A 25,587-nucleotide genomic window follows, 5' to 3' on the forward strand; every position below is an offset into this window, starting at 1 on the left:
CATATTGGGGGTCGACGTCGTACCCCGTTTACTTTCTCTCCCGCGATATGTAGACTGCTGCGGCTTCCTTACAACTATTGCACAATGTCATGGTTTTCAAGTCCTTGGGACGAATCCCTTGACAAGCCGATCGGCAATCCTTATCGCCGTCTCACTGTTCGCCGTTTTTTCGGGATGTAGCTCGTCCAGCCCATCGTCCGACTCGATGGCGGTGTCTGATCATGCGTCAGTGGAATTCAAGGCGCGTCCAGCGTATCACTTCACGCCGCCAGCGAACTGGATGAACGATCCCAACGGTCTCGTTTATGTGGACGGAGAATATCACCTTTTCTACCAACATAATCCGAACCAGCTCGCCTGGGGTTCCATTCATTGGGGCCATGCCGTCAGCGCTGATCTTATCCATTGGAGCGATCTTCCCGCGGCGCTGGTGCCGGATCCGGTGCTTGGGATGCCGTTCTCTGGCAGCGCGGTAGTCGATGGCGAACGAGTCAGCGGCCTCTGTGGTTATAAGACGGCCGAATGTGTCCTGGCGGTTTTTACTCACCATGGCCAGGCTCAGGTCCAGAGTGTCGCGGTCAGCCATGACAGAGCGCGTACGTTCACGCAATATTCATCTAATCCGGTCCTCCCTAATCCCGGTCTGATCGATTTCCGTGACCCGAAAGTGTTTTTTCACAAGGCGACCGAACGGTGGATCATGGTTCTCGCGGCAGGCGACCGAGTGATGCTGTACAGCTCCGTGAATCTGACCGCCTGGTCTCATTTGTCCACGATCGGTCCGAACCGGCTGTTGGGTAGCGACCTCTTGGAATGTCCGGACATGTTCGAATTGCCGGTCTCCAATGAACCGGGCGTGTCCCGGTGGGTGCTGAAGATCGACAATAACCCCGGCGGGCGGTACGGTGGGTCGGGCTCCAGGTATCTAGTCGGCGATTTTGATGGTCGTCATTTTACACCCTTGACATCGGCCCAGTGGGTTGATTTCGGGGCTGATTTTTATGCGGCGCAGTCCTTTTCGAATTTGCCAACGACGGACCGTCGTCACATCTGGCTCGCCTGGATGAATAACTGGGCGTACGCCAGGCTATTGCCGACGGGTTCCTGGCGCGGAGCGATGACGGTACCCCGCGAGGTAGGATTGATTCGGACCGAGGAGAGTGGGTATCTCCTGACGCAACGTCCCGTCATCGAGCTTCAAAATCTGCGGGAGGCAGCTCCGAAAGTGGATCTTGCCGATCGCATGATGGAAGCTCCCGGTATCCCACTGGATGAACTGGTCGGCGACGCCCTCGAAATAGATATGACGTTCGCGCCGGGCACTGCACGTGAAATAGGACTCGTTGTCAGACGGGGGTCGGCGGAACAGACCAAAGTCGGATACGATGCCGTGCAAGGGACCCTCTTCGTCGATCGCTCACGCTCAGGATTTTCTTTGCTGAACCAGAGCTTTCCCGCTCGCCACGAGACTTCACTCGGACTCGATCCGACAGGACTTGTCAGACTGACCGTGCTGCTCGATCGATCTTCCGTGGAGGTCTTTTCCGGTGACGGGCGTGCCGTCATCACGGATGTGGTGCTGGCTTCTCCAACCAGCCTCGAGTCACTATTATATGTTGAAGGAGGGTCGGCTCATCTGCGTTCCCTTCGTGCCTGGGTACTGCGCAACACCCTCCGGTGAACGTTTCAAACTACCCGATTGCCACTACTGGTGGGCCTCAGTGATTCGCTCCCATCCTCCATGGTGTGTGTTTCCTTATGACTCGTGTGCGGTTGCCCTCGACTAGAGACATAAGTCTCAACATCTGGTCATTTTCCTAGTGGGCGTACGGAAACTGAGTTGGTACGGTGATTCGTGTTGTGCCCTCCGGAGCCCACGATCAATGATACAGCTGCTTCCACGAGAGAAGAAAATAAAGTCACTGCGTTTCCGTTCCGAAAGCGCCGCGGGTTACGTGGCGAGACCTGCCATTCGTGTGCTGCATGTCTATAAATCGTGGTCTGCCGATGCATATGGCGGCATTGAAGGATTTCTTTCCACTTTGGCATTGACGGCTCGGCAGCATGGGATCGACAGCCGCATTGCGTATCTCGCCCCGGCACAACGAGTGCGCCGCGTACGACAAGACGGCATCACGGCCTATCGTTTTCCGCAGGACGGCCAAATAGCTTCCATGGGATTCTCACTGTCCATGTTGGTGGCCTATCGGAGACTTGCCGAATGGGCGGATATTCTTCACTTCCATTTTCCCTGGCCGTATGGAGATTTCGTCCATTGGGTGAGCCGGGTGAAGAAGCCATTTGTAGTGACCTATCATTCGGACGTCGTGCGCCAACGGAGTCTGAATTGTCTGTATTCGCCTCTTCGCTGGTGGTTTCTGAGACATGCGTCCAGGGTCATTGCGACTTCTCACAATTATGTCTGCACCAGCCCGGTGCTACGTCGCCTCGGTGCGACCACTCGAGTAATTCCGATCGGGATCGAAGACAAAGGACAGGGTTCCGGGGTATCGCTACGAGCCGCCTATTGGAGGCATCGGATCGGTGAAGAGTTTATTTTGTTCATCGGCGTCTTGCGTTATTACAAAGGTCTTCATCTCCTGTTGCAGGCCGCTCCCGACATTCGTACGCATATCGTCGTTGCAGGTGCGGGTCCTTGTGACCAAGCTTACCGAATGCTTGGCCGGCGCCTAGGTCTCAGAAACGTTACGTTCGTGGGTGCCGTGGACCCCCTCGACAAAGATGCCCTCTTTCGCCTCTCCACCCTGTTTGTGTTTCCTTCTCACTTGCGCTCGGAAGCCTTTGGATTGTCGCTCGTCGAAGCGGCGATGTACGGAAAGGCCATGGTCTCCAGCGAACTGGGTACCGGCACGACCTACATCAATGTCCAAGGGGAAACAGGCCTTGTGGTCGAACCCAATGATGCTCCGGCGTTGGCTCGTGCCGTGAATCGTCTGCTGGCAAATCGCCGTGAACGTGAAACATTGGGTCGGAACGGCCGCAGGCGCTACCTGGAGCTCTTCACGGCCGACACGATGGCTCGAGCTTACGCCCAAGAATACCGGACCGTGATGCAGGAGACGCAAACATGACGACAGGGGCTCCTCTTTCTGCGGTCATTTGTTTACGACAAGGTCTCCAGGAATGCCTCGATACGCTCCGATGGCGGGACACCTGGGCATACTTCGGATGGCAGGATATCCGGCTTCGCTATCGCCGGTCTCTCTTGGGTCCTTGGTGGCTGACGGCCAGTATGGCCGTGACCATCGGGGTTCTAGGTTTGCTCTGGTCTCAAATCTTTCAGCTTCCTATCTCCACCTATTTGCCGTTTTTTGCGATCGGGCTCGTGGTATGGACCTGGTTGTCCACGCAGATCAACGATGCCTGTACCGGATTCACGCAATTCGAGCACATCATCAAACAAACTCGCTTGCCTTATCCGACGTATATATTGCGGCTTGGCACCCGCAATACGTTAATTTTGGCCCATAATGCCGTGGTGGTGGCCGGCGTGCTGTTTCTGTGTGGGATCGGATGGCATCCGGTCGCCTGGCTCGCGCTTGTCGGTCTGGCGCTCGTGGCCATGATTTCGGTCTTTCTCTCCATGCTGGTTGCCATTACCTGCACGCGGTACCGCGATTGTCCGCCGTTGGTCGCCAGCTTGTTACAGATCGCCTTTTTCCTGACCCCCATACTGTGGGAACCGTCCGCGCTCCGATCCAAGGCGTGGATGGCGGAGATCAATCCCCTGTTCCATTGGATTGAAGTGGTTCGCCAACCGCTCCTGGGACACATCCCATCCGGCGTCCACTATCTTTGGACGACGGGCTCGATTGTTTTTTTTGGTGCGATGATGGTGTGGCTACTCGGGCGTCATCGAGACCGTATCGCGTACTGGCTGTGAACGTATGGCTTGGGTGCATGCAGATCGGATCGTCGTCGAGTTTCCGATGTATCGTGTCGAGCATCAATCATTCAAGCAGCGACTGCTGCAGTCCGCCACCGGCGGCCGCATCGGCCGCCGTGGCGATGTGACGGTCGTGCGCGCGTTGGACGAGGTGTCATTCCGACTTGGATCAGGAGACCGATTGGGTTTATGGGGCCACAACGGCTCCGGGAAAACCACCCTCCTCCGAGCGATCGCGGGAGTCTATCCTCCGATCGCCGGGCGTCTAGAAGTGAGAGGCCGTGTTGCCTCATTGATCGACCTGAATCTCGGTATGGAAGGCGACGCCAGCGGTATGGAGAATATTCGAATGCGCGGCGTGCTGTTGGGTTTGTCGCGTCGCCAAGCGGATCGCCTTCTCAACGAAGTGGCGGAATTTACCGAGCTGGGCGAGTTTTTATCCATGCCCGTGCGGACCTATTCAACCGGCATGCAGATGCGATTGGGGTTTGCGATGTCGACGGCGGTGGATGCCGACATTGTATTGATGGATGAATGGTTGTCGGTCGGAGACGTGGATTTTCAGAAGCGGGCGCAGGATCGCCTGGCGAATTTCCTGGCGCGGTCGAAAATTCTCGTGATGGCCTCCCACTCGGAGCAGTTGCTGAAGGATATGTGTACCCGCATCATCCACTTGGACCATGGGCGGATTCAACAGAGCTGGGAGCAGCCGCCGCTGCACGGTTTCGATCGGGATTTGCCGGAGCCATGATGTTTCCATCGGCCGAAAGGGGCACAGAGTGATGGAGTCGATGATCGTTGAGCATCCAGCCGGCAAGTCGTCCGGCTCAGGAACGGCCGACCCCGCTTCTCTTCCACAGTCGATGGCCCATGTGCATCTGGTGTTGCTGGCCGCCGGCCGTGTGCGTCAGGACTTCGTGAACATCATGGACGTCACCTCTCCGGCGATGTTGCCCTATATGGGGCGCCCGCTCATTTACATCACGGTCCTGAATTTTCTCCGATTGGGCGGCCGCAAGGTGTTGGTGGCCATTCCGGAAGAAGAGCAACGAGTCGAAGCGTTCCTTCGCTCGGCTTTCGGGGGCCGCCTTGCCCTGTCCATCGTACGCGTTCCCAGTCATCCGGGCGCGACTCCCATCCAGTCGTTGGCTTCGGTCTTCGACGTGATGGCACTCGGAGGCATCGGCTACGGATCTGCGCTGATCTCTTACGGAGACATCTACTATGACTTGGACCGTTTCGAGCCGGGTTCGAATCCCATCGTCTTCACGTCGGGATACATCGATTCCGACAAGTATTCATCCATTCATGAGACGCAGGACGGATATCTTTTTGAGGAAGCCTGGGCCGGCAACAAGTCTAAGCGGAACCATTGTTCTTCCGCCGGGGCCAGCCGTACCGATATCGGGCTGTATTATTTGCCTTCCATAGCTGAGGCCCAAGCAGTCATCAAACGAGGCGTTGCCGTCAACACCGTGGGCGGTCTTCTCTTTCACCTCTATGGTGACAATCTGAGCTTACAAGATGTCGCCACGTGGATCGATCTTGGACATTTGGATACCTCCGCCCGGATCAGGACTCACGTGCTCGGAACGCGGGAATGCAACCATCTCGATATCGACGAAATGCGCGGACTGATCACGAAGCGAGGACGAAACCGAGAAAAGCTCCTTCAAGAAATCAACTATTACAATCGATTGCCGAAAGAACTCACCGTATATTTCCCGCGGATGTTGGAAGCGCAGCTTGGGAAACATGTGTCGTATACGATCGAATATTACGGCTACAAAACGCTGTCCGAGTATTTCGTCTTTTACGAGGTTCCCAAGTCGGTCTGGCAGCAGGTCCTCATCAAAATCCTGTCGATTCATAAAGCGTTCTCGGCACGGGCACAGCCGTTCATAGACGCCGATAGAGTCTACGACTTCTATTGGAACAAGATCGAAGCGCGTCTTCAAGAGGGAGATCGTCTGGCAGCCATCAGATCGTTATTGGAAGCCGAAGCCGTCTCCATCAATGGAGCGGTACATCCCGGCTGGATGACCTACAAACCGCTACTCCAGGCCCGTCTTCGCCGTATCGCTGATCGTTGTGCGCCCACGATCATCCACGGGGACTTGTGTTGCGGAAATATCCTCTACGATCCCCGCACGAGTTTGATCAAATTCATCGATCCGCGCGGAGAGTTCTTCGAAGAGGGCTGCCATGGCGATCCACGCTACGACATGGCCAAACTGCTCCATTCGTTCCATGGCGGCTATGACTTCATCCTGCACGAGATGTACCAATTGACCATGTCTGGGACAAGCTGCTTCGACATGACGCTGCTCCGCTCGGTATCGGCCTGCGACGCGGAATCCGTGCTGTTCGACTTGCTCGACGGAACGACGGCTTATGACGTAACCGACTTAAAGCTCTTGGAGGCGCTGCTTTTTCTTACTATGTTGCCGTTTCACTGCGACGACGGCAAGCGCCAAACGGCGTTGTATCTGAGGGGACTGATGTTGTTGAAGGAGACACTCGGTGCGGATCTGTCTTGACGTCGATGGGACACTTTGTGAATTGAAGAGTTGTCACGACGATTACGCCACAGTTCGGCCGCTGCCGCATGCCGCCGAATCCATCCGCCGACTGCGTGCGGAGGGTCATTACATCATTCTGGCCACCGCACGCCATATGAAGACCTGCGGTGCGAACGTGGGCCTCGTGATCGCCAGACAAGGGCAGACCCTGATCGAATGGCTGCACCGACACGGCATCGAATACGATGAACTCTGGTTCGGGAAACCGCACGCGGATTTGTATGTCGACGACCGAGCGATGGCGTTCCCGGGCAATTGGTACGCACTCGGCGAAAAGGAACTTCTTCGTCGAGGGGTAGCCCTACGGAAGATGAATCTGGTCATCACGATGGCAGGGGCGGGATCGCGCTTCAGTCGAGCTGGCTATGATCTCCCGAAGCCGCTGATCTCGGTGTTCGGGCAACCGATGTATCGACATGCCGTTCGTTCGCTGCCGTTGGAGCAGGCAGAAACCTTGGTGTGTCTGATTCGGCAAGGTCCTTACGCGCCGATGCTACGTCGCGACATCGAAGAAACGTTTGAGGACCATCATCCCATCGTTGTCGAAGTCGATCGCCAGACAAGAGGACAGGCCGAAACGGTGCTCTTTGCCAAACATCATGTGGGATTTCATCTTCCTGTCCTCGTACACAATGCCGATAGCGCCTTCGAAATGCGCAGCTTCGCCGAATTCCCGGTATCGGCGGACGGTGCGCTGCTGCTGTTCCGCGGGACCGGCAGTAAGTGGAGCTATGCGGCCATGGATCAGGAAGGCCGGGTGAGTCGCGTAACGGAGAAAGAGCCGATCTCGCCCCATGCCTCAACGGGAACATACTATTTTAGCTCCACCGTGCAGCTCTTCGAGCTGATCGAGGCTGCGATTGAAAAAGGCCAGACAGTGAACGGGGAGTACTACCTTGGACCGCTCTACAACCGGATGATCGCCGATGGCTATCTTGTCCGAGGCGCCGAAGTGGAACGGTTCATCAGTTTCGGGACGCCGGATGATCTGGCAACGGCTGAAGCCGATCCGGCTAATGCGGAGGTCATGAAGAGGTTGGCGGATCGGGCCAACCGCAAAGCGGACGATATCCGACTTGACGCCTGACGATCTTACCGCCACGCACACGGCGTCCAGCCACTTTTGTCGGGACGAGGGCACAATGACGAGCGTGAACCACGCGAGCAGCACTTCTCCTCAGGTTGCCGTGTTGCTCTACGGCATGTTGAGGACGTTTCGGGTTACAGCCCCATCCTTCCTTCGCCACGTGGTGCTGCCGAACAACGCCGACGTGTTTTATTTCGGACCGGCGCAGTCGGACGCACCTAGTTTGGTGCATAAAGGCCGTCTGGACCTGTTCGGCAACGTGAAGGCCAACCCCAAAGGGCAGATGGGGTCGACCGGTGCGGTTTCGGAGGATGATCTGGCGGAGGCGTATGGGCCTGCCCTTCGCCAATACCGCTTTCATGATGTGGCGCAAGAGGAATTCGTGCGTCAGGCCGCGATTGTTCCTCGCGAGGAGTGGATTTTTGGTCTCAACCCGGCACGCATGTTTTCCATGGTCTTCAACATGGAGGGAGCCATCAACCTCTTGCTCCAGCATGAGAAGACGCAGCGAGTCCGGTACCACTTTGTCATTCTGACGAGACCTGATTTGGCGTTTTTTTCTCCCATCAAGGCCGAGGTCAAGTTCGGACATCTTCATATTCCGTCCGGAGAGGGGTTTGATGAGTGGGGAAGGAAGCACCTTCGCAATGCCAGCGTGCTGTACTACAAAAACGTGATGACCGGAGATGTTCTCGAGGGAGCGGATCGGCATCACTTCAATGATCAGCTGTTTCTGTTCCGCAGGGAGGATCTCCCGTGCTTCACTCATCTCGGCAAATGCGTGATCGAGTATCTCGCCCGCAAAGTACCGGCATCGCCGGAAACGATTTTATTTCTCCATCTTTGCCAACGCAATGGTTTGGTGCCCATCTATCACCCTGAGTGGTGTTACGAAATCTATCGAGAAGGGATGCCGCTGGTCGTGAATGTGGCCGATACGAGCATGATTCAGCGTATCGATCGGTACCATCCGAAAGCGCGGGAGCGGTTTCGAAAGCATCCGATCGGAACCCTGATGCGTGATGGCAAGATCCTGGTGAAGCGAGCATTCCATCGCCTCACGCGATAACTTCATGCCGCTTATCGAGTCCGACATGACGCTCGTTTTCCAGGGACCGGTCATCGATGGTCCGCAGGGCACGGCAACATGCATTCGACGCACGCGCCAGGCACTGCCTCGCAGCCGTTGTGTACTCAGTACCTGGACCGGCTCGAAAGTTACGGGACTTCCGGTGGACCGTGTGGTGTTTTCCGACGACCCTGGACCATTGCCGGGGATCAAATCGCGGGACGGTGCCGGCCAACACAACAATGTCAATCGGCAAATTCTTTCTGCGCGACAAGGTCTACAAGACATCGAAACAGCGTATGTCGTCAAGATACGCACGGACTGTGCCCTGAAGCACGCGGCGCTTCTGGAAGCCGTCCGTCGCTATTGGGAGGTCGGCGTCGAGCAACGGATCCTTACCTCCTCACTGTTTACCATCGATCCGCTCATGTTTGAGCAGATGCCGTACCACGTCAGCGATTGGTTTCAATTCGGCTCGACTCGGACGCTGCAACAGTATTGGTCCGTGCCGTTCATGAGCGACGCCGATGCAAGGTTCTACGAGCAACAGCCTCATGCCGGCCATTCGACGTTCATGGATCGTCGCTTCCGCTCTCGCTTGGCGGTGGAACAACATCTCGCCACGCATTATGCTCGGCGGCTCGGGTATGCGGTACCGCAATATCACAACGATATCGCTCACAACGTGATGGACGGCCATCGTCTGTTTCTCGCTCGACATTGCATCATTCTCGATCCATGGGATCTCGGTTTGGAATTCCCGAAGTACGAGTGGGCGTATCGTTCGGGCTTTCAACGGCTGAACTGTTTGCTCTTTCTCGACTGGTACGAACTCTATCGGGGTGCGGGGGGGTCACGGGTGGAGCCGTCGTGTGCGCCATTGCTGGCAAAACGGCGCAAACAAAAGCACGTAGCCAGACTGCTGGGACGCTGGCTGGACAAGGCCGGGCCACTTTTGTTGCATCCCGGCCTTAAGACAATCGCCAATCGACTGTTAGCCGTGTTGGCATGGTAACCACAACGATCACCGCCATGTGTATTTATCGATCCACGGAATTGTTCGGCGATTCACCCTTAATCGAACCTTGCTGATCGCCGACCTCAGAATCAGTGGCATGCTGAATACCTGGCGCTCTCAGCCCTCTTTCAGACGGCAACGACGACCTTCACCGGTACGCAGACGTTCGTTGTCCATCAACAACGCCTCCACGTTTCGTCTTATCCTGACCCTCGCGCTCGGCCCGGCCACAATGGGTTCATTGTCCCCGCACTGCGCTCATGCTGTCGAGCCGACTCTCACGATATCGGCTTCGCAGGCAGATAGCGGGTCAGGCGGCGTCTCTCAGCCTGGTCAAATAGATGTGGCGGCGCTTCGCGAACGACGCAAGCAAGCACAAACGGACCTGAATGCCGTGCGGGACTCTCTCGCATCCAAGCGCGTGACCGGCGCGGCTCAAGAAGAGCAGCAGGAGCGGCTGGCGTTATTGGAGCGGATCGTGCGCGGGTATGACGAGCAGTTGAGCGATGTACAACGGCTGACCGAGGCGCGTCAGCGGCACACCGACATCGTCAGCGTCAACAGCGAGTGGAAAGGCTTTCCTGAGCCTCCGCCCTATTCGATTTTCCTCGCGGACCAAGTGTGGGATACCGTGCATTCCCTCACACTTGCCGCCGAAGGGCTGCAATCCCAGCGTGAATTACTGACGTTGCGATTCGAGCAAGCGCGCGAAGCGCTGACGACGGCCGAAGAGCGGCTGCGGCAGGCCTCGGAACGGTTGGAAGCCGCCGAAGTGTCCGACCATACCCGCCGAGAGCACGAACTCGCCGCGCTTCGCGCTCGAGCCGCATCCGTCCTGCTGGAAGCGGCGCAACTCTCGAAAAGACGGGTGGAAGAAGAGCTGGAGAACATCAAAGCCCAACTCGCTTTCGAACAGCGGCGGTTGGATGCGGTTTCTCCGCACGTCCTTTTCGGCGAAGCAGACCTCGCTCAAGTCCGAACCCGTTTGGCGAAAGAGCGCTTGCGTTTGGAGGAAGAACTGGAACGATCGCTCCTTGAGCGACAGCGGCAGTCACAGGCCGTTCAGCAGGTGGAACAGCGATTCGACCTGCTCCGAAACAAGCAGACCGGAGGAAAGGGGTCGGTCGAGGAAACACCGGTCCTAGCCCGGGCAAAGGCCGAGGTCGAGCTGGCCCGAGCGCGCATGGACAATGTGGTGTCGCAGAGTGACCTTTTACAGCAATTGATGAACGTCGTGGAAGGCGAGCGCCTCTTGTGGGAGAACCGCTTTGTCCTCGTCCATACGGCTGAGCCGGGAAAGGCGCGGGACGCGTATGAACGATTCGCACCACTGTTCGATAATTTTCGAGCGTCCCGAGACTACTTGCGCCAGCAGGCCGGAATCATATCCGGCCAGATCAGTGAAGTGGAGAATCGCATGCGCCATTCGTCGTCGCCGTCGCTACGTGCCACGCTGCAGAACCTCATGCGGACATTTCATGAACGAGAAGAGACGTACACCCGGGCATTGCATCGAATGGATGAAGCGGCGAGGTTTATGGAGAGATGGCGGACCGAATTCAAACAACAACAGAAGGAATTGCCCTTATTCGATCGACTCGAAGAATGGCTCGGCCGTGTCGGGAACCTGATCACGGATGCGTGGACGTACGAGCTTTTTTCCGCGGAAGATACGATCGAGGTGGACGGCAAGACCCTGACCGGCCACCGCAGTGTGACGGTCGGCAAAACGCTGACCGCTTTGGCGATCTTCGTGGTGGGCTATGTGGTCTGTGTCCATTTGGCGCGGTTGATCGGCCGATTGGGCGTGACAAGGTTCGGGATGGCGGCGGACGTCGCCAATCTGGTGCGCCAGTGGAGTCAGGCTTTTCTCATCACGTTCTTGATCGTGCTGAGCTTCTCGTGGGCCAAGATCCCGTTGACGATTTTTGCGTTTCTCGGCGGAGCCTTCGCGATCGGCGTGGGATTCGGCGCGCAAACACTCTTGAAGAACATCATCAGCGGCATTCTGCTGTTGATCGAACGGCCGATGCGGGTCGGCGACCTCATCGAGGCCGACAATGTCCGAGGTCGGGTAACGTCGATCGGTCTTCGTTCATCCACCATCAGAGACGCCAAGGGAACGGAGACGTTGATACCGAACAGCAGTTTCCTGGAGCGGGCTCTTACGAACTGGACTTACTCAAGCCGTGTCGGACGGTTTTCTCTTCGAGTCGGCGCTCCATACGGCACGGCTGCGCAACAGATCACGGATCTGCTGTCAGCTCTCGCCCTCCAGCATCCGAAAGTGATGAAAGAACCGCCGCCTCAAGTACTTCTCGACGAATTCGGAGCCCAAGCCCGCATCTTTACGGTGAACTATTGGCATGAGATCTCCCCGGACGTCGACCCGAACGAAATTGCGAGCGAATTGCGTTTCGCGATCGAACACAAGTTTGCGGAAGCGGGGCTTAAAGTATTGCCGGCCACATGAGCGGTGCGGCATTAGAGACTTTTAACTGGCTGTTAACATCTCGTTAATCTTCGGATGCTACAAACCTTGCTCAGTCGATATCAGTAAGGAGGATATTCAATGACCTGTGTAAAATGCAAAGGATTGATGATCCACGAGCGTCAACCGTCGGTGTCGTCCAGTACGGTCATTCTGCGCTGCCTCAATTGCGGCCTGATCATCGATCCGTTGATTGAACAGAATCGTAGTCACCACCTACGAGCCAAGGCCGCCTAGTAGACAGTTGTTCTTTGTATGATCGAGAGGGGTGGAATGTACTTACGGTCGGAGTGGACGTCGCGTTCGCGGTCAGATCGAAAACTCGGCCCACAAAAACGTATGGTCTGAAGGCTCTTTCGCTCGCCGCGGCTCGACGTCCACATCCACCTTCACACATCTTTCAGCCAATGGTGCCGTGGCCATCATGTGATCGATGCGCCACCCTTTATTGGCCTCCAGTGAGCTCGGCGCCCGATAGTCCCAGAATGTGTATTGCTGACGTGTCGGGTAGAGTTTCACAAACACATCCTCAAATCCCCAGGACACCGTCTGTTCATAGGCCTTGCGCGCGGCTTCATGGTAGCAGACATGGTTCAGATGTTTTTCGGGACTGTGGACGTCCATGGGGCGTGGAGCCACATTCATATCGCCGCACCAAATAGCCGGGACTCGCGGGGAAAGGTGGGCGTTGAAGTAGTTCCGTAACCGTTCGTACCAGGCGAGCTTGTAAGCATACTTCGGCGAATCGATTTCGAACCCTTGCGGCACGTAGGTATTGACGATGGGAATTCCATCGATGACCACTCTCAGCAGGCGGGAGTCTTCAAGGTCTCCTCCATCGTCGAAACCATGGAACACGGCTTCCGGCTTCTTCCGACTGAGGATCGCCACCCCGTTATAGGATTTCATCCCTCGAAACGTCGTTTCATACCCGCTGGGTGCCAGTGCCAGCAGTGGAAACTCGCTGTCCTGGACCTTGGTCTCTTGGAGACACAGGACATCCGGCTGATGTCGCTCGAGCCATTCGAGCACGATCGGCAAACGTTTGCGCAATGAATTGACGTTGAACGTGGCGATTTTCATCCCGCGCGAGCTCCCGTAGAGTGGGCGCATCCTAACAAAACCTGCCCGGAGCAACAAGCAGTTCAGAGGGTGAGCCGAGTACATCATGCCGTCGTCATCTTAAAGCCCGGTACTTTCAGCGCATGGACGGCCTCTCGGATCACCTCAATGACTTGGGGCCTGGTGAACCCACGCCGCCAAGCAAGGCCGATGCGACGACCCGGTACCGGGTCCGCCAGTTTAATCGCGACGAGGCGCTTGTTCCGGTACTTCGGCGTGAGGGCGCTGCAGGGCAGCACGGTGATGCCGAAACCTGAGACCACCATCTGTCTGATGGTTTCCAACGAGTTTCCTTGCCAGCCTTCCCCATCCGAGCGACTGAGCTCCGGACAGGCATCGAGGACTTGCTGGCGGAAGCAATGGCCCGCATGAGGGAGAAGGACTTTCTGAGTGGCCAACAGGTGGGAATCGAGTAGTTTCTTTTTTTGCCATGGGTGTCCGGTGGGGACTACGGCCAGAAACGGTTCATCATACAAGGCGGCGGTCAGGAGTCCGGGTTCCTCAAAGGGAAGGGCGATCATGATGACGTCGAGTTTTCCGCTCTTCACCATGCCGACTAAGTTATGCGTGAGGTTTTCTTCCAACTCCAACGGCATCTTCGGTGCATGCTTGTTCAAAAGCGGGACCAGGTCTGGAAGGATGTACGGTCCCACGGTCGCGATGACGCCGAGTCGCAGCCGCCCGTTCAGTTGATCTTTGCCTTGAGAGGCGAGGACCTTAATGCGCTCCGCCTCCTCCACCACCCGTTGAGCCTGATGGACGATTTGCTCGCCCAGCGAGGTCAGTTCAATCCGGTTCCGGCGCCGCTCGAAAATCGTCGTTCCTAACTCCTCTTCCAGTTTCTTGATGGCCAGACTCAATGCCGGCTGAGTCACGAATATCCGTTCCGCAGCGCGGCCAAAGTGCCGTTCCTGGGCCACCACTACGATGTAGCGCAATTCCGTAAGCGTCATCTTGGTCTCCTTTCATCCATAAGAAAGATTAATATGGATAATCAGTATTATCAAATGGACTTATTCACGATAGGTCGCTACCTTGTGCACGGGCAGAAGCGAAGTCGTGACCTGCCCCGAACCGGAGGGGTGCGGTCATAAAGGCGAAGCAGAAAGCATCAGGGATGTCTTGTCTGAGTCGCGGTTGAAACACATCCCATCACACTACCTACGGATTGAGTCGGCAGCATGAGTCATGATATGACAGGCGCGCATTGGCCGACGAGCCTTCAAACCGGAGAGGAGAGCGCCATGCGCAAAACAACCAGGAAAGCATCGGCCGTTGGCGGGAGTGGTCGTCAGATTGATCTGGGGATCGCACCGTCGCACAGAGAAGCGATCGCGGAAGGTTTGGCGAACGTGCTGGCTGATACCTATACCCTCTATCTTAAGACGCACAACTTCCACTGGAATGTGACGGGGCCGATGTTTCAGACGCTCCACCTCATGTTTGAGCAGCAATACAATGAACTCGCCCTGGCCGTCGATCTGGTTGCGGAGCGGATCAGAGCGCTGGGCCATTCCGCTCCTGGAAGTTATGCGCAATTTTCCAAGCTTTCTTCTATCTCCGAAGCCACGGGTGTCCCGAAGGCGGAAGACATGATTCGTCAGTTGGTCGAGGGGCAGGAAGCGTTGGTGCGGACCTTGCGGACCGTCTTTCCGACGGCTGAGAAAGCTTCCGATCAAGTGACGATCGATCTGCTGACTCAGCGCATGCAGGTGCACGAGAAGACGGCCTGGATGCTCCGAAGCCTATTGGAGTAGTGTAAAAGGCGATGACGGCCATCGACGCATGGGACACTCTTTTCTTCAAGAGTATCGGTGGCTGGACGAGCCAGAAAAGGAAGCGGTGAGGGAACAGGGAAAGTCACCAGTCACATATATAGCCTGCAGAAGGGAGGATGTGATGACACGAAAGAAGATATTTGAGAGGGCAGTATTGACGGGGGTATGGGTATTGGGGATGGCTCTCGCCATGCCCCTCATACCGATGATCGGCAAACAGGCGACTGCCGCCGAGTCTGCTGGAGGGTCCTATACGTTGCCGACCATTCCGGGATTGGAAGATCCGAATAATTTCGTGCCTGCTGACAATCCCCTGACGAAGGAGAAGATTGAGCTGGGGCGCATTCTGTTCTTCGATAAGCGTTTGTCAAAGAACAACACCATCGCCTGCGCAAGTTGTCATATGGCTCAAAAAGGATTCGCAGACGGCATGCCGGTGTCGACCGGTATCCATGGCCTCAAAGGTGGCCGCAGCGCGCCCGTATCGTTCAATCGGGTCTACAGCACATTGAATTTTTGGGATGGCCGGGCGGCGACATTGGAAGCTCAATCGGTCGGTCCATTTACGAATCCGATCGAGCACGGCTTTGCCAGCTACGATGAGATGAACGCAAAGATGATGAAAATCCCGGGCTACCGGAAGCTCTTCAAGCAAGTCTTCGGCGATGAGAACATCACGACGGAGAGAGTGGGCATGGCCATTGCCAGCTTTCAACGGACCGTGTTGTCGGGTAACAGCGCGGTGGACAAGTTCGATATCGGAGGAGATGAAAATGCGTTGAACGATTCAGCGAAGCGCGGTTTGGAGCTGTTTCGCGGAAAAGCCCGCTGTACCCGATGCCATTCAGGTTTCAACTTCACGGACGAAAAGTTCCACAATCTCGGTATTGGATGGGACACGAATACGGTCGATCTCGGTCGGTACATGGTCACCAATAACGCGGAGGATATCGGAGCGTTCAAGACTCCGACGTTACGGGAAATCGCTCGTACTGCGCCATATATGCATGACGGACGATTCAAGACCTTGGAAGAGGTCGTGAAGTTCTACAATCAAGGAGGGGTCAAGAATCCCCACCAAGATAACACGATCATTACATTGGAACTGACGGATGAGGAGCAACAAGATTTGGTGGCCATGCTCAAATCGCTCAATGGAGAAGGATGGCAGCATGTTTCCCCACCGAAGTCGTTTCCGAAGTAATTCGGACCATTCAGAATGAGGATCATTGGAGGGTCATCGTACGGTGACCCTCTTTTTTTAGGCGCTGGGTGAGGCGTCCGGTCCGTTCATCTGGACGAGATACCGACGAAGGATGGCCTGTTCGATACGGGAGCGTCCTCGATCCGGGGCCGGGAATCGGAGCACGAGATGTATCTTGCCGGATTCCGGCAGTTGAATCGTGATGCGCGGCTCCGGCGAAGGCGCCTCGAGCAGATTGGTCTGTTCCAATAACTTCATCTGGCGCACCGCTTCTTTCATGAACGGCGCGCATTCGGCTTTTGCCGCATCCAAGAGGACGCGCTCGGCTCGCGTCCAATCGTCATCGTTCTTGATCGGCACGATCACCGTATAGAGACCGTACTCCTGCTCAGGATTTTCCTTGACCAATGGATTGGTGAACAGCAGACTGTTGGGGAACACCGTCACGCGACCGGTGTACAGATGAGCGGATTGTCCGGGACCGATCTCCAATAACTTCGTGGCGAACATATCGTGATCCAGCACCACGCCGCGGTGGCCGGCGATTTGAATGCGATCGCCGACGGCATAGACCTTGCCGCCGACTCGAAGTGCCGCGCCGCTCCAACAGAGGATCAACTCTTTCGTCGCCAGGACCATGGCGGCTGCCAACGCGACAATCGAAACTGCAAAAGCCTGCAGCTCGTGTGCCCAAATCATCACCAGGCCGATGAGGAACGCGAAGACGACGGAGTTCCTTGTCGTGACCACCCATCGACGTTTTGATTCCATCGAGAGCGTCGGATTACCGGCGATCCATCGAACGACCAGCGACCGGACCGCGACCAAGGTCAGCAGCAGGATCAGGGACTTCAGTCCGTCCAGCGCGACCGAGCTGTCGATGGAAAACCACTCGCTTGGGGGCACAATCGTCCTCTACTTGGCGGTCAGCGTTTCACGGGTACCGGGGACGCATTCCTCCCGTTTCCAGCTCTTCAGGGTCTTGTTTTCGGAGAAGGTCAAGGTATACCGATAGCAATACAACGTGGGTTTGGCGGTATCCGTTCCCTTCCCCATCAAACTGGTGACCGAGTTGGAAGCATCGGCGACGAACGAAGAGTTCCATCGCGTGAGTTCCTGTTCGCTCAGCGCGAACCGATAGGTCCAGAGACTGTCCCCGCCAAGCGCCGGGGTCTTGGCCGTGTGGGGAGGGCCTAATCGTTCCCGAATCTCCTCCTGAGTCAACCGACCGACGCCGTGCTTGAAGTAGGAATCCCGCCAGGGACCGCCACAGCCGGAAAACCCGATTGCCAGAGAGACCAGCAGGGGAACCGTGATGAGAGGGAGGAACTTTTGGACAGTGGAAGAAATCGAGCTCGACATGCTGCCGCCTACGCTACACCGGACGACCGGCAAGTGCAACTCTACCGCCGATCACCCCTGCCGGGTGTACCTGGCTGCCGTCATCGGGTTGGGCGAGAGTAGAGTAAAAAGCAGGCTGGATTTGACAATGGGTTTTCGGTACCTTATTCCTGTTGATCGGGAGCGACCTACGCATGGATGCCCGACGAATTGTTATCGCTTGTATGGCTGGCGCCGTCACCCTTTTTCTTCAGGCAGGGTGGGCCGCGGCGACCGAAAACCGGACATCCAAGCCAGAGCCTGGCCCGCCGGCTTCCGTGAAAACTGATCCGCCTTCCGTGTCAACGAAACCAGGCGGTTCCATCGGAGATCACAAGGCTGGAGAGAGGGGCAAGTCGCTTACCAACGGAGGCTCCGCGCACCAACTGACCGTGCTGACCACGGGCCTTTCTGAAATAGTGGGGAAAGATGGTGCACCGATGGTGCTGATTCCGGCCGGTGAGTTTGTGATGGGAAGTGATAAAGGAGATGAAGACGAAGCTCCTGCGCACCGCGTCTACCTCCATGCGTTCTATGTCGATAAATTCGAGGTGACCAACGGACGATTCGCCAAATATGTCGAGGCCATTCAGAGCGAGCCTCCATGGGGATTCACGGACAAGGAGACGCCCATGATCCATGCCGAGCGTCCTGTCCGCTGGGTGAACTGGATGGATGCCATGGGTTATTGTCTGTGGTTGGGAAAGCGGTTGCCAACGGAGGCTGAATGGGAAAAGGCGGCGCGAGGGACCGACGAACGGACCTACCCCTGGGGAAACGATCCACCCACGCCAGTCCATGCGGTCTATGGATTAAAAGAAGGCGGCCCTGAGACGGTGTCGGTCATCGGCAATCATCATATGGGACAAAGTCCGTACGGTGTACAGGATTTGGCGGGGAATCTCTATGAATGGGTCATGGACTGGTACGCCGACAACTTTTATTCCAATAGCCCCGCCATCAATCCACGTGGGCCGGGAGAGGGCACGGCAAAAGTCCAGCGCGGTGGATCGTATATCAATACTCCGTATCGGTTGCGATCCTCGTTTCGGACGAAGGGCGATCCGACCGAGCAAGATCCGAATGTGGGCTTCCGCTGTGCTCAGGATGCACCGAAGCAGCCATAACCTCCCACCTGCTCCTGTCCAGTCACGACGAACCGGCGTCTGAGTACTATCACAGAGGGTCAGTCCTGTCTTAACGGGCGGTGGATCCGCCGCCAAGAACCGAAGGAGGAGCCGGTGAAGCAATATCGCGTGCGGCGTGGCGCTAAACTGTCGCTCAAAAAATTCGATCCGGACGATACCGGCGAGTACAAGAAAAGCGAACAAGGGAAGGCGAAGGCCAAAGCCGACACGGCCAAGCTCATCGCCAGGCTCGATGGGCTTCAAGAGCGTTTGTATGCCGGCGCGGCACGATCTCTCCTGATCGTGCTGCAGGGCATGGACACAAGCGGAAAAGACGGAACCATTAAGAGCGTCATGTCGGGTGTGAACCCGCAAGGGTGTAAGGTGGCGGCTTTTAAAGTTCCGTCCAAGGATGAACTGGCGCACGATTTTCTGTGGCGCGTCCATCGCGAAGCGCCTCCTAAGGGATATATCGGGATCTTCAACCGATCGCACTATGAAGATGTGTTGATTACGCGGGTACATGGGTGGGTGCCCGACAAGGTCGCTAAACGCCGCTTCGATCAAATCAAAGAGTTTGAGGAGCTACTGACCGAAAGCGGGACGGCCGTGATCAAGTTTTTCCTCCATATCTCGAAAGACGAACAGAAAGAGCGGTTGGAGGCCCGCATCGCTGATCCGGAAAAACGCTGGAAATGGAATTCCGGCGATCTGGAGGAACGGAAGCTGTGGAGTGAGTATCAGAAGGCCTTCGAGGATGTCATCTCGGCAACCAGCACCGAGGACGCGCCTTGGTATGTCGTGCCGGCGAATCGAAAGTGGTACCGCAATCTCGTGGTGGCGGATTGTGTCGTGAACGCATTGGAGGACATGAAACTCAAGACGCCCCAGGCGGCGGAGGGTGTGGATTTCACCAAGCTCAGGATTGTGTAGCGAGTGGTCAGGGACGGCCGTGACCGGAGTGCCGTGCTTACGGGTGAAGCACGTAGGAAGGAGGAGTGCGGCAGGAGCACCGCGCTCCTCCTTCCTTGTTTGATTTCGGATGGGGTGTCCATGTTTTGGACCGTTGTGACATGGTGCTGTCGCCTGCTCATCGGGGGAGTGCTGTTGGCCTCTGCTTTGGGGAAATCGCTGGATCTCAACGGATTCGTCGACGTGTTGGTGACCTACCGGCTCTTCCCTCCTTGGTCCCTCTGGCCGGTGGCGCTCATGATCGTCGGGCTTGAGTGGATACTGGCGGCATGGATCCTTTCCGGTTGGAAACTATCGATGGGCGCGTTCCTCGCGATGATCCTGAACGGCCTCTATGCCGTGGGGCTCATTGTAACGCTGTTTCGCGGCCTCGACCTTCCGAACTGTGGGTGTTACGGCGTGTTCTTCCCGCAACCATTGAGATGGTATTCTCCTCTTGAAGACCTGATGCTGGTCGGCATCTGCTATGCCTTACGTTTCGGTGCCCAGAAAAGCGGGGTGGTTGATACTTGACAAGGTTTCCCAAAAGGCGTAGGGAGGACATTGCGGCCCATCTATCAATCGAAGTTCGAGAGATCGGGTAGACCGCGCGGCTGCCATCCAGGTCTCTCGATGACTTCATCACGAGAGGAGGGTGGATATGGACGACACGACGCCACCTGGCCCATCAGGCCCACCGATGCGGGAGAGAGTTTCTCGTCGGCCATGCTAACCAGTTCTTCGCTGGCTGTGCCGGATCGGTACGGAGAACCCTCGTCAGAGGGTGAAAGCCATCTTGAAAGCGGAGAATGAACGGTAGCAGGAGGAACACCAGTATCCTGGATTGACGAGGTCTCCCCCGACTGGAAACCTTGATCATCAGTATCGTGTGGGTCTTGAGGGCCGCGACAACAGAATCCAAGACATGAAATCCGGCGTCCTAAGCGCCAAATCGCGGGCGACCTCCCACCGTAGTGCAGGGTCGCCCGCGCTGTTTTATTGGATGATGAACAATTTCAATGGCCTGTGTGCTCGTACTGCTCGGCGTCTCGATGTACGGAGCCGGGACAGAGTTGCTGCAGGCGGGTAGACAAGGTGGCAGACAAGAAGGATTGTACCTAGACCGTGAAGACACTGGGCGCTTACCGACTCGCACCCGTCCATAGGTGCGAGGATTGAGGACACTGTCGGCTCACCGACCAGCCGGCGCACACAAATGTGGTCCGCTTTCTTTATCGTGCTGTGCGCCTCATTATTCTCCACGCTGCGGACTTCGCGGCGGCCTCACCGGAATGGGGTGCTCCCGAACAAAAACAGGGTCTTTCAGACGAGGTCTGGAAAGTCCGAGATAATCCCGTCCACACCGAGCGCCTTCATCTTGATGACTTCAACCGGTTGATTGGCGGTGTAAGCGAACACGAGCAGACCTTGGTTATGTAGGGCAGTCACAAGAGGTTTGGTCACAGTATCAAGCCGCAGGCCGACATGGGTGGCGTGAAGCCCGGTGGCCACCTCTCCTGGAGTGGCAGGCAGCCGCGTAAAAAGGATCATGGTCTGCGCGTTCGGATTGGCCTGATGAACATGTTGTAGTTCTTCAAGCAAGAATGAGGCATAGATCACCGGTCCATTGAAGCCGCTGGCACGGACAGTCGCGCAGACATCGTAGGCCAATCCCCCTGTCTTCAGCTCCAGAATCAGGCCGATCCGACCGTTCGCGATTTTCAGTGCATCGTCTAAAGTCGGTGGGTTCTGGCCACTACCGGCATCCAGCATTCGAATGTCTGACAGGGTCAGCGCAGACACACACCCGCGGCCGTTCGTCGTGCGGTCTACCCGCTCATCATGCAAGAGGATCAGCTCATCGTCGGACGTTCGCTGAATGTCCACTTCGGTCAAGGCGCATCGGAGTACGATCGCTTGCTCAATAGAGTTCAAGGTATTTTCAGGGGCATATCCACAGGCCCCGCGATGGCCGATACGAAGGACTCTGCGGGGAGGACTTTCATTTCGCATGGCTCTGTCCTACCATATCGCCATGGCTGAAAAGAAATCGAAAAGAGTCCCACCGGCTAAGGGAGCGCGGCGACGCCGAAAAGCAACCGGCGCTTCAACCGGCTTGGAAGCCGGGGAACTCCAAGCGGCTGCGCCGCCTGGCGCCGTGGCCGAGTTGCACCAGGCAATCGAACGGGATGGAGGAAAGGTCCTCTCCATCTATCGCGAACCTTACGGCGGACATTGGTTGGTCTTTGCGGCGTTGCCGATCGATCTGGTCGAGCCGACGCCCTATCAACGAAATCTTTCCGATACGCATGTCAGGAAGTTGGAAGCGGTCATCGCGAAAATCGGCAGGTTTCTGGATCCCATCGTTGCCGTACGAATCGCAAAGTCGGACCATGCGGCGAAGTATTGGACACCGAACGGCAACCATCGCCTGTCCGCCATGCGGACACAGGGGGCGAAGGGCATCATGGCAATCGTGGTTCCAGAAGCGGCGGCCGCTTATCAGATTCTTGCACTGAATACGGAGAAGGCCCATAACCTCCGTGAGAAGGCATTGGAGGTGATCCGCATGTATAGGGAATTGGCACAGGTCGGCGATGTCGACGAAGACATCTATGCCCTCGAATTTGAAGAGCCGGCATTGATCACGCTGGGGCTCTGTTATGAAGAGCGGCCTCGGTTCAGCGGTGGGGCGTACCACCCAGTCATGAAACGAGTCGACGAGTTTTTACAGAAGCCACTGCAGGCTGCCCTTCCTGTTCGTCAGCAACGCGCAAAAACCGTCCTGGAATTGGACGATCTCATCGTCAAACAAGTCGAGGCTCTCAAGGCAAAAGGGTTAACCAGTCCCTATCTCAAGAGCTTCGTCGTCGCCCGAGTGAATCCCATTCGTTTCAGGCCCAAGGATGCACCGGCATTGTCGTTCGATGACGCGCTCGATCGGATGATGCAGGCCGCGCAGAAATTCAATCCGGACAAGATCAAAATGGATGACCTGGCCAAATCAGGCGGTGCGCCGGACGAGGTTGAGTAATCCCTCGTCTTCCGATCCTTCAGCTTGTTTCTCAACCGAACGCCACTTTACAATGATCTTTGATTCAGCTTGCTAGGAGGATGTCATGGGTCTTGCAGACAACAAATGCATTCCCTGTCGCGGCGGCGTGCCGCCGGTGCCGAGTGATCGTGCCCAGGCGTTGCTCAGGGAACTGGGCCGCGGGTGGTCGTTGAACGGGCAAGGGCATCTCGAACGGCTGTTTACTTTCCCGGATTTCGCCAAAGCGCTGGAGTTTGTAAATAAGGTGGGTGCGGTTGCCGAAGCGGAGGGGCATCATCCTGATTTGTATCTGGCCTGGGGCAAGTGCAAGATCGAAATTTGGACGCACAAAATCAACGGCTTGACCGAGAGCGACTTTTATCTTGCTGCCAAGGCGGATCGGGAGTTTGAGCCATTCAAGGCCGGCGCCTAGCGTTGTGTAACAGAATGTCGTTCGTGGTGAGTCTGTCGCACCATGCACGGGTTTCCTTGAAGGTGCGTGCCCTAGGGCAGGCCTGTTCTGAGTCCACCGAAGGGGCTCGGGGGCACATGGCTTTTAACGGGAGCTGTAAGAGGCAAAGTTACGAGGCAGGATGAGCGAAGGAACACAAATCGCGCTCGTCAATATGCCCTTCAGCTACGCCAAGTATCCCTCCATTCAACTCGGCACGCTCTCCGCGCTTCTGAAGTCCCACGGAATTCCCGTCGATTGTCACCATCTGAATGTTCAATTCGCCCACTTGATCGGCGTCGAATTACACGAGAGCATTTGCGAGAAGCGGGCGCTCTTCGGCGAGTGGTTGTTCTCCTTTCTTTTATTTCGAGACAACCCTAAACGTCCTGAGTATCCACGGGTCTTCAAGCCGGTCTTTGAACAGGTGGCTCAAGAGAGCGGGAAGCCGGTCGGCTACTTCGAAGAGATGGCGACTCGGATCGCGCCGCAATTCCTCACCTGGGCCCTCACGGCCATCAATTGGGGACAGTACAAGCTCGTCGGGTTTACCTCGACGTTCGATCAAAACGTCGCGAGTCTCACGATGGCCAAGCTGATCAAGGACTTGTATCCGGACGTGACCATCGTCTTCGGCGGCGCGAATTTCGACGGCGAAATGGGGCTGGAACATCTGAGGGCCTTTCCCTCTATCGATTACGTTGTGATCGGGGAAGGCGAACAAACCTTTCTCCCGTTAGTCCGCCAGATTCTGGAAGGCAACACAGAGCGCGCTTCTCACGGCGTAGCATACCGACAAGACGGCCAGATCCGGTTCACACCGAATACGGCGCTCTTTTCCGACTTTGCAAAGACCGGCCCGCCGAATTATGACGACTACTACCAGCTGCTTGCGGAGCTCGGACAGACGGCCCAAGGGCTGGATCGCATTCTCTTGTATGAAGGTTCACGCGGCTGTTGGTGGGGAGAGAAACATCACTGTACATTCTGTGGTCTCAATGCGCAGAGCATGAAGTTCCGGGCAAAGGCACCTGAGCAGATCTTGAGAGAGATCGCCGACCTCTCCCAGCGCTACGATGCCGTCCGATTTCGATTGGTCGATAACATCATCGATATGGGCTATATCGACGACCTCTTCGGCAAACTTGCCTCGGACCATTGCGATCTGGATGTATTCATTGAAATAAAGAGCAATCTGCAGAAGCGTCAAATCAAGACCTTGGCCGCCGGTGGCGTGAAATGCATGCAGCCTGGGCTGGAAAGCCTCAGCTCGAATCAGCTGCGCGCGATGGACAAGGGCGCCACGCCGATGCAGAACATTGTCTGCCTCAAGTGGAGCGTCTATTACCATGTCACGGTGCTGTGGAATATCTTGCTGGGCTTTCCGGGAGAGACCAACGAGGATTACCAACGCCAGCTCGACCTGATTCCGTCACTGCTTCACTTACAGCCCCCGGAGGCAACAGGAAAATTTTGGCTGCAGCGCTTCAGTCCCTACTTCACCAGGCCGCATGAGTATGGGGTTCGTATCACCGGGCCAGGGATGGCCTACGAGTATGTCTACGACGCGCGGCAGCTGGACTTGAACAAGATCGCTTACGATTTCGAGTACGAACTCGATAATTGGCCGGTGGATCCACACCTGTATCAAGAACTGGTCGCTGCGATCGAAAGCTGGCAGCGAATGCATAAGTCCGGCGATCGGCCATTTCTGTATTACTCCAAAGCTCCAACCTATGTGACCGTTTACGACGGCCGCAATCCGAAGGCGCCAACTCGTCGACGATATGAAGGATTAGCCGCGTTGGTGATCGAGATCTGTAATGAGTCGGCGAAGAGCGCGGAGCAAATTCGAACAGCGGTAGCAGACCGAGTTGAATCAGGCGATGAGCAACTTAAAGTCGTCTTGAACGAACTTACCACAACACGAATCCTCTACGAAGAACGCGGCAAGTACTTCACGCTGGCTATCCCAGAGAATCCGTTCCTCTGATTCATCCAGTCCTTTTTACATCGACAACTTCTCGGCCACGTTTCGCATCTGCACGCCATGTACCAGCGATGCGCCGCCCCGAATGGCGCAGGCGACGTGGACCGCCTCGGTCATCTCCTCGATGTTCGATCCTTTCTCTAGCGACGCTTGTGTGTAGGCGTCGATGCAGTAAGGGCATTGCACGGTATGGGCGACGGCGAGGGCGATGAGGGCCTTCTCCCGCTCGGTCAGTAAGCCTTCCGCAAACACTGCCTCGTAGTAAGCCATGAATTTCTCCCATAGGCCCTTGTTGCCTTTCCCCATGTCAGAAAACTTTTCGAGATCATGCGAATGGTAATACGAGTCCATACAAACCTCCTCGATTAATCGGGCGCGAAGTCAAAGATGAGATGG

At 56.3% G+C, this 25,587-nt stretch carries 22 protein-coding genes and 1 pseudogene; 17 read left to right on the top strand and 6 right to left on the bottom strand.

Annotated elements, in window-relative coordinates:
- The first annotated feature begins 205 nt into the window (after positions 1-205).
- The 9 genes and pseudogenes from A4E19_06635 to A4E19_06675 all read left to right on the top strand — a co-directional run bounded on the left by A4E19_06635 (position 206) and on the right by A4E19_06675 (position 12,136).
- Positions 206-1,681 carry a hypothetical protein gene (locus A4E19_06635; GenBank protein OQW33020.1) on the top strand — a complete coding sequence of 492 codons (1,476 nt, stop codon included), beginning with the start codon at positions 206-208 and terminating at the stop codon, positions 1,679-1,681.
- 289 nt (positions 1,682-1,970) lie between these two features.
- The gene (locus A4E19_06640) at positions 1,971-3,092 is read left to right on the top strand and encodes a hypothetical protein (GenBank protein ID OQW33195.1); all 1,122 of its coding nucleotides are present in this window, start codon (positions 1,971-1,973) and stop codon (positions 3,090-3,092) included.
- Positions 3,089-3,904 (top strand): hypothetical protein, encoded by an 816-nt coding sequence (locus tag A4E19_06645; GenBank protein ID OQW33021.1) that lies wholly within the window; start codon positions 3,089-3,091, stop codon positions 3,902-3,904. Before A4E19_06640 ends, A4E19_06645 begins: the two co-directional genes overlap by 4 nt.
- Before the next feature lie 4 nt (positions 3,905-3,908).
- Positions 3,909-4,658, top strand: coding sequence for a sugar ABC transporter ATP-binding protein (locus A4E19_06650; GenBank protein OQW33022.1), 750 nt, complete (start codon positions 3,909-3,911; stop codon positions 4,656-4,658).
- Positions 4,659-4,689: 31 nt separating this feature from the next.
- The gene (locus A4E19_06655) at positions 4,690-6,447 is read left to right on the top strand and encodes a hypothetical protein (GenBank protein ID OQW33023.1); all 1,758 of its coding nucleotides are present in this window, start codon (positions 4,690-4,692) and stop codon (positions 6,445-6,447) included.
- Positions 6,431-6,766 (top strand): annotated as a pseudogene (locus tag A4E19_06660) (capsular biosynthesis protein). Before A4E19_06655 ends, A4E19_06660 begins: the two are co-directional and overlap by 17 nt.
- An 865-nt stretch (positions 6,767-7,631) precedes the next feature.
- A complete protein-coding gene (locus A4E19_06665) occupies positions 7,632-8,645 on the top strand; it encodes a hypothetical protein (GenBank protein ID OQW33024.1) in 1,014 nt (337 codons plus the stop codon).
- Between the two features lie 25 nt (positions 8,646-8,670).
- Positions 8,671-9,660, top strand: a complete 990-nt coding sequence (locus A4E19_06670) for a hypothetical protein (GenBank protein ID OQW33025.1) — start codon at positions 8,671-8,673, stop codon at positions 9,658-9,660.
- Positions 9,661-9,679: 19 nt separating this feature from the next.
- Positions 9,680-12,136: a hypothetical protein gene (locus A4E19_06675; GenBank protein OQW33026.1), complete on the top strand. Its 2,457-nt coding sequence runs from the start codon at positions 9,680-9,682 to the stop codon at positions 12,134-12,136.
- A gap of 327 nt (positions 12,137-12,463) precedes the next feature.
- Here the strand turns inward: A4E19_06675 and A4E19_06680 are convergent, their stop codons facing one another.
- Both A4E19_06680 and A4E19_06685 read right to left on the bottom strand, forming a co-directional pair.
- Entirely contained in the window at positions 12,464-13,237 is a 774-nt protein-coding gene (locus A4E19_06680; GenBank protein OQW33027.1) for an exodeoxyribonuclease III, read from the bottom strand.
- 83 nt (positions 13,238-13,320) lie between these two features.
- Positions 13,321-14,229, bottom strand: coding sequence for a LysR family transcriptional regulator (locus A4E19_06685; protein OQW33028.1), 909 nt, complete (start codon positions 14,227-14,229; stop codon positions 13,321-13,323).
- 291 nt (positions 14,230-14,520) lie between these two features.
- On the opposite strand from A4E19_06685, the gene A4E19_06690 reads away from it, so the two are divergent.
- Together A4E19_06690 and A4E19_06695 are read left to right on the top strand one after the other, a co-directional pair.
- On the top strand, positions 14,521-15,033 hold the full coding sequence (locus tag A4E19_06690) for a DNA starvation/stationary phase protection protein (protein OQW33196.1): 513 nt from the start codon (positions 14,521-14,523) through the stop codon (positions 15,031-15,033).
- A gap of 142 nt (positions 15,034-15,175) precedes the next feature.
- Complete coding sequence (locus A4E19_06695) at positions 15,176-16,258, top strand: cytochrome-c peroxidase (protein ID OQW33029.1); 1,083 nt, start codon at positions 15,176-15,178, stop codon at positions 16,256-16,258.
- Positions 16,259-16,315: 57 nt separating this feature from the next.
- Here A4E19_06695 and A4E19_06700 read toward each other — a convergent pair whose 3' ends face one another.
- Entirely contained in the window at positions 16,316-17,140 is an 825-nt protein-coding gene (locus A4E19_06700; GenBank protein ID OQW33197.1) for a hypothetical protein, read from the bottom strand.
- Between the two features lie 33 nt (positions 17,141-17,173).
- Positions 17,174-17,620, bottom strand: coding sequence for a hypothetical protein (locus A4E19_06705; protein OQW33030.1), 447 nt, complete (start codon positions 17,618-17,620; stop codon positions 17,174-17,176).
- 203 nt (positions 17,621-17,823) lie between these two features.
- On the opposite strand from A4E19_06705, the gene A4E19_06710 reads away from it, so the two are divergent.
- The 3 genes from A4E19_06710 to A4E19_06720 all read left to right on the top strand — a co-directional run bounded on the left by A4E19_06710 (position 17,824) and on the right by A4E19_06720 (position 20,250).
- Complete coding sequence (locus tag A4E19_06710; GenBank protein ID OQW33031.1) at positions 17,824-18,765, top strand: hypothetical protein; 942 nt, start codon at positions 17,824-17,826, stop codon at positions 18,763-18,765.
- 114 nt (positions 18,766-18,879) lie between these two features.
- Entirely contained in the window at positions 18,880-19,698 is an 819-nt protein-coding gene (locus A4E19_06715; GenBank protein OQW33032.1) for a polyphosphate kinase, read from the top strand.
- A 99-nt stretch (positions 19,699-19,797) separates the two neighbouring features.
- On the top strand, positions 19,798-20,250 hold the full coding sequence (locus tag A4E19_06720; protein ID OQW33033.1) for a hypothetical protein: 453 nt from the start codon (positions 19,798-19,800) through the stop codon (positions 20,248-20,250).
- Positions 20,251-21,039: 789 nt separating this feature from the next.
- Here the strand turns inward: A4E19_06720 and A4E19_06725 are convergent.
- Entirely contained in the window at positions 21,040-21,729 is a 690-nt protein-coding gene (locus tag A4E19_06725) for a hypothetical protein (protein ID OQW33034.1), read from the bottom strand.
- A gap of 22 nt (positions 21,730-21,751) precedes the next feature.
- Here A4E19_06725 and A4E19_06730 point away from each other — a divergent pair, with 22 nt between their 5' ends.
- From A4E19_06730 to A4E19_06740, 3 genes are all read left to right on the top strand, one after another.
- Entirely contained in the window at positions 21,752-22,750 is a 999-nt protein-coding gene (locus A4E19_06730; GenBank protein OQW33198.1) for a chromosome partitioning protein ParB, read from the top strand.
- Between the two features lie 85 nt (positions 22,751-22,835).
- On the top strand, positions 22,836-23,183 hold the full coding sequence (locus A4E19_06735; protein ID OQW33035.1) for a 4a-hydroxytetrahydrobiopterin dehydratase: 348 nt from the start codon (positions 22,836-22,838) through the stop codon (positions 23,181-23,183).
- A gap of 160 nt (positions 23,184-23,343) precedes the next feature.
- Positions 23,344-25,194 carry a radical SAM protein gene (locus A4E19_06740; protein OQW33036.1) on the top strand — a complete coding sequence of 617 codons (1,851 nt, stop codon included), beginning with the start codon at positions 23,344-23,346 and terminating at the stop codon, positions 25,192-25,194.
- Positions 25,195-25,209: 15 nt separating this feature from the next.
- Here the strand turns inward: A4E19_06740 and A4E19_06745 are convergent, their stop codons facing one another.
- A complete protein-coding gene (locus A4E19_06745; GenBank protein ID OQW33037.1) occupies positions 25,210-25,542 on the bottom strand; it encodes a 4-carboxymuconolactone decarboxylase in 333 nt (110 codons plus the stop codon).
- Between the last annotated feature and the right edge of the window lie 45 nt (positions 25,543-25,587).

The organism is Nitrospira sp. SG-bin1 (genome assembly GCA_002083365.1).
Classification (GTDB): domain Bacteria; phylum Nitrospirota; class Nitrospiria; order Nitrospirales; family Nitrospiraceae; genus Nitrospira_D.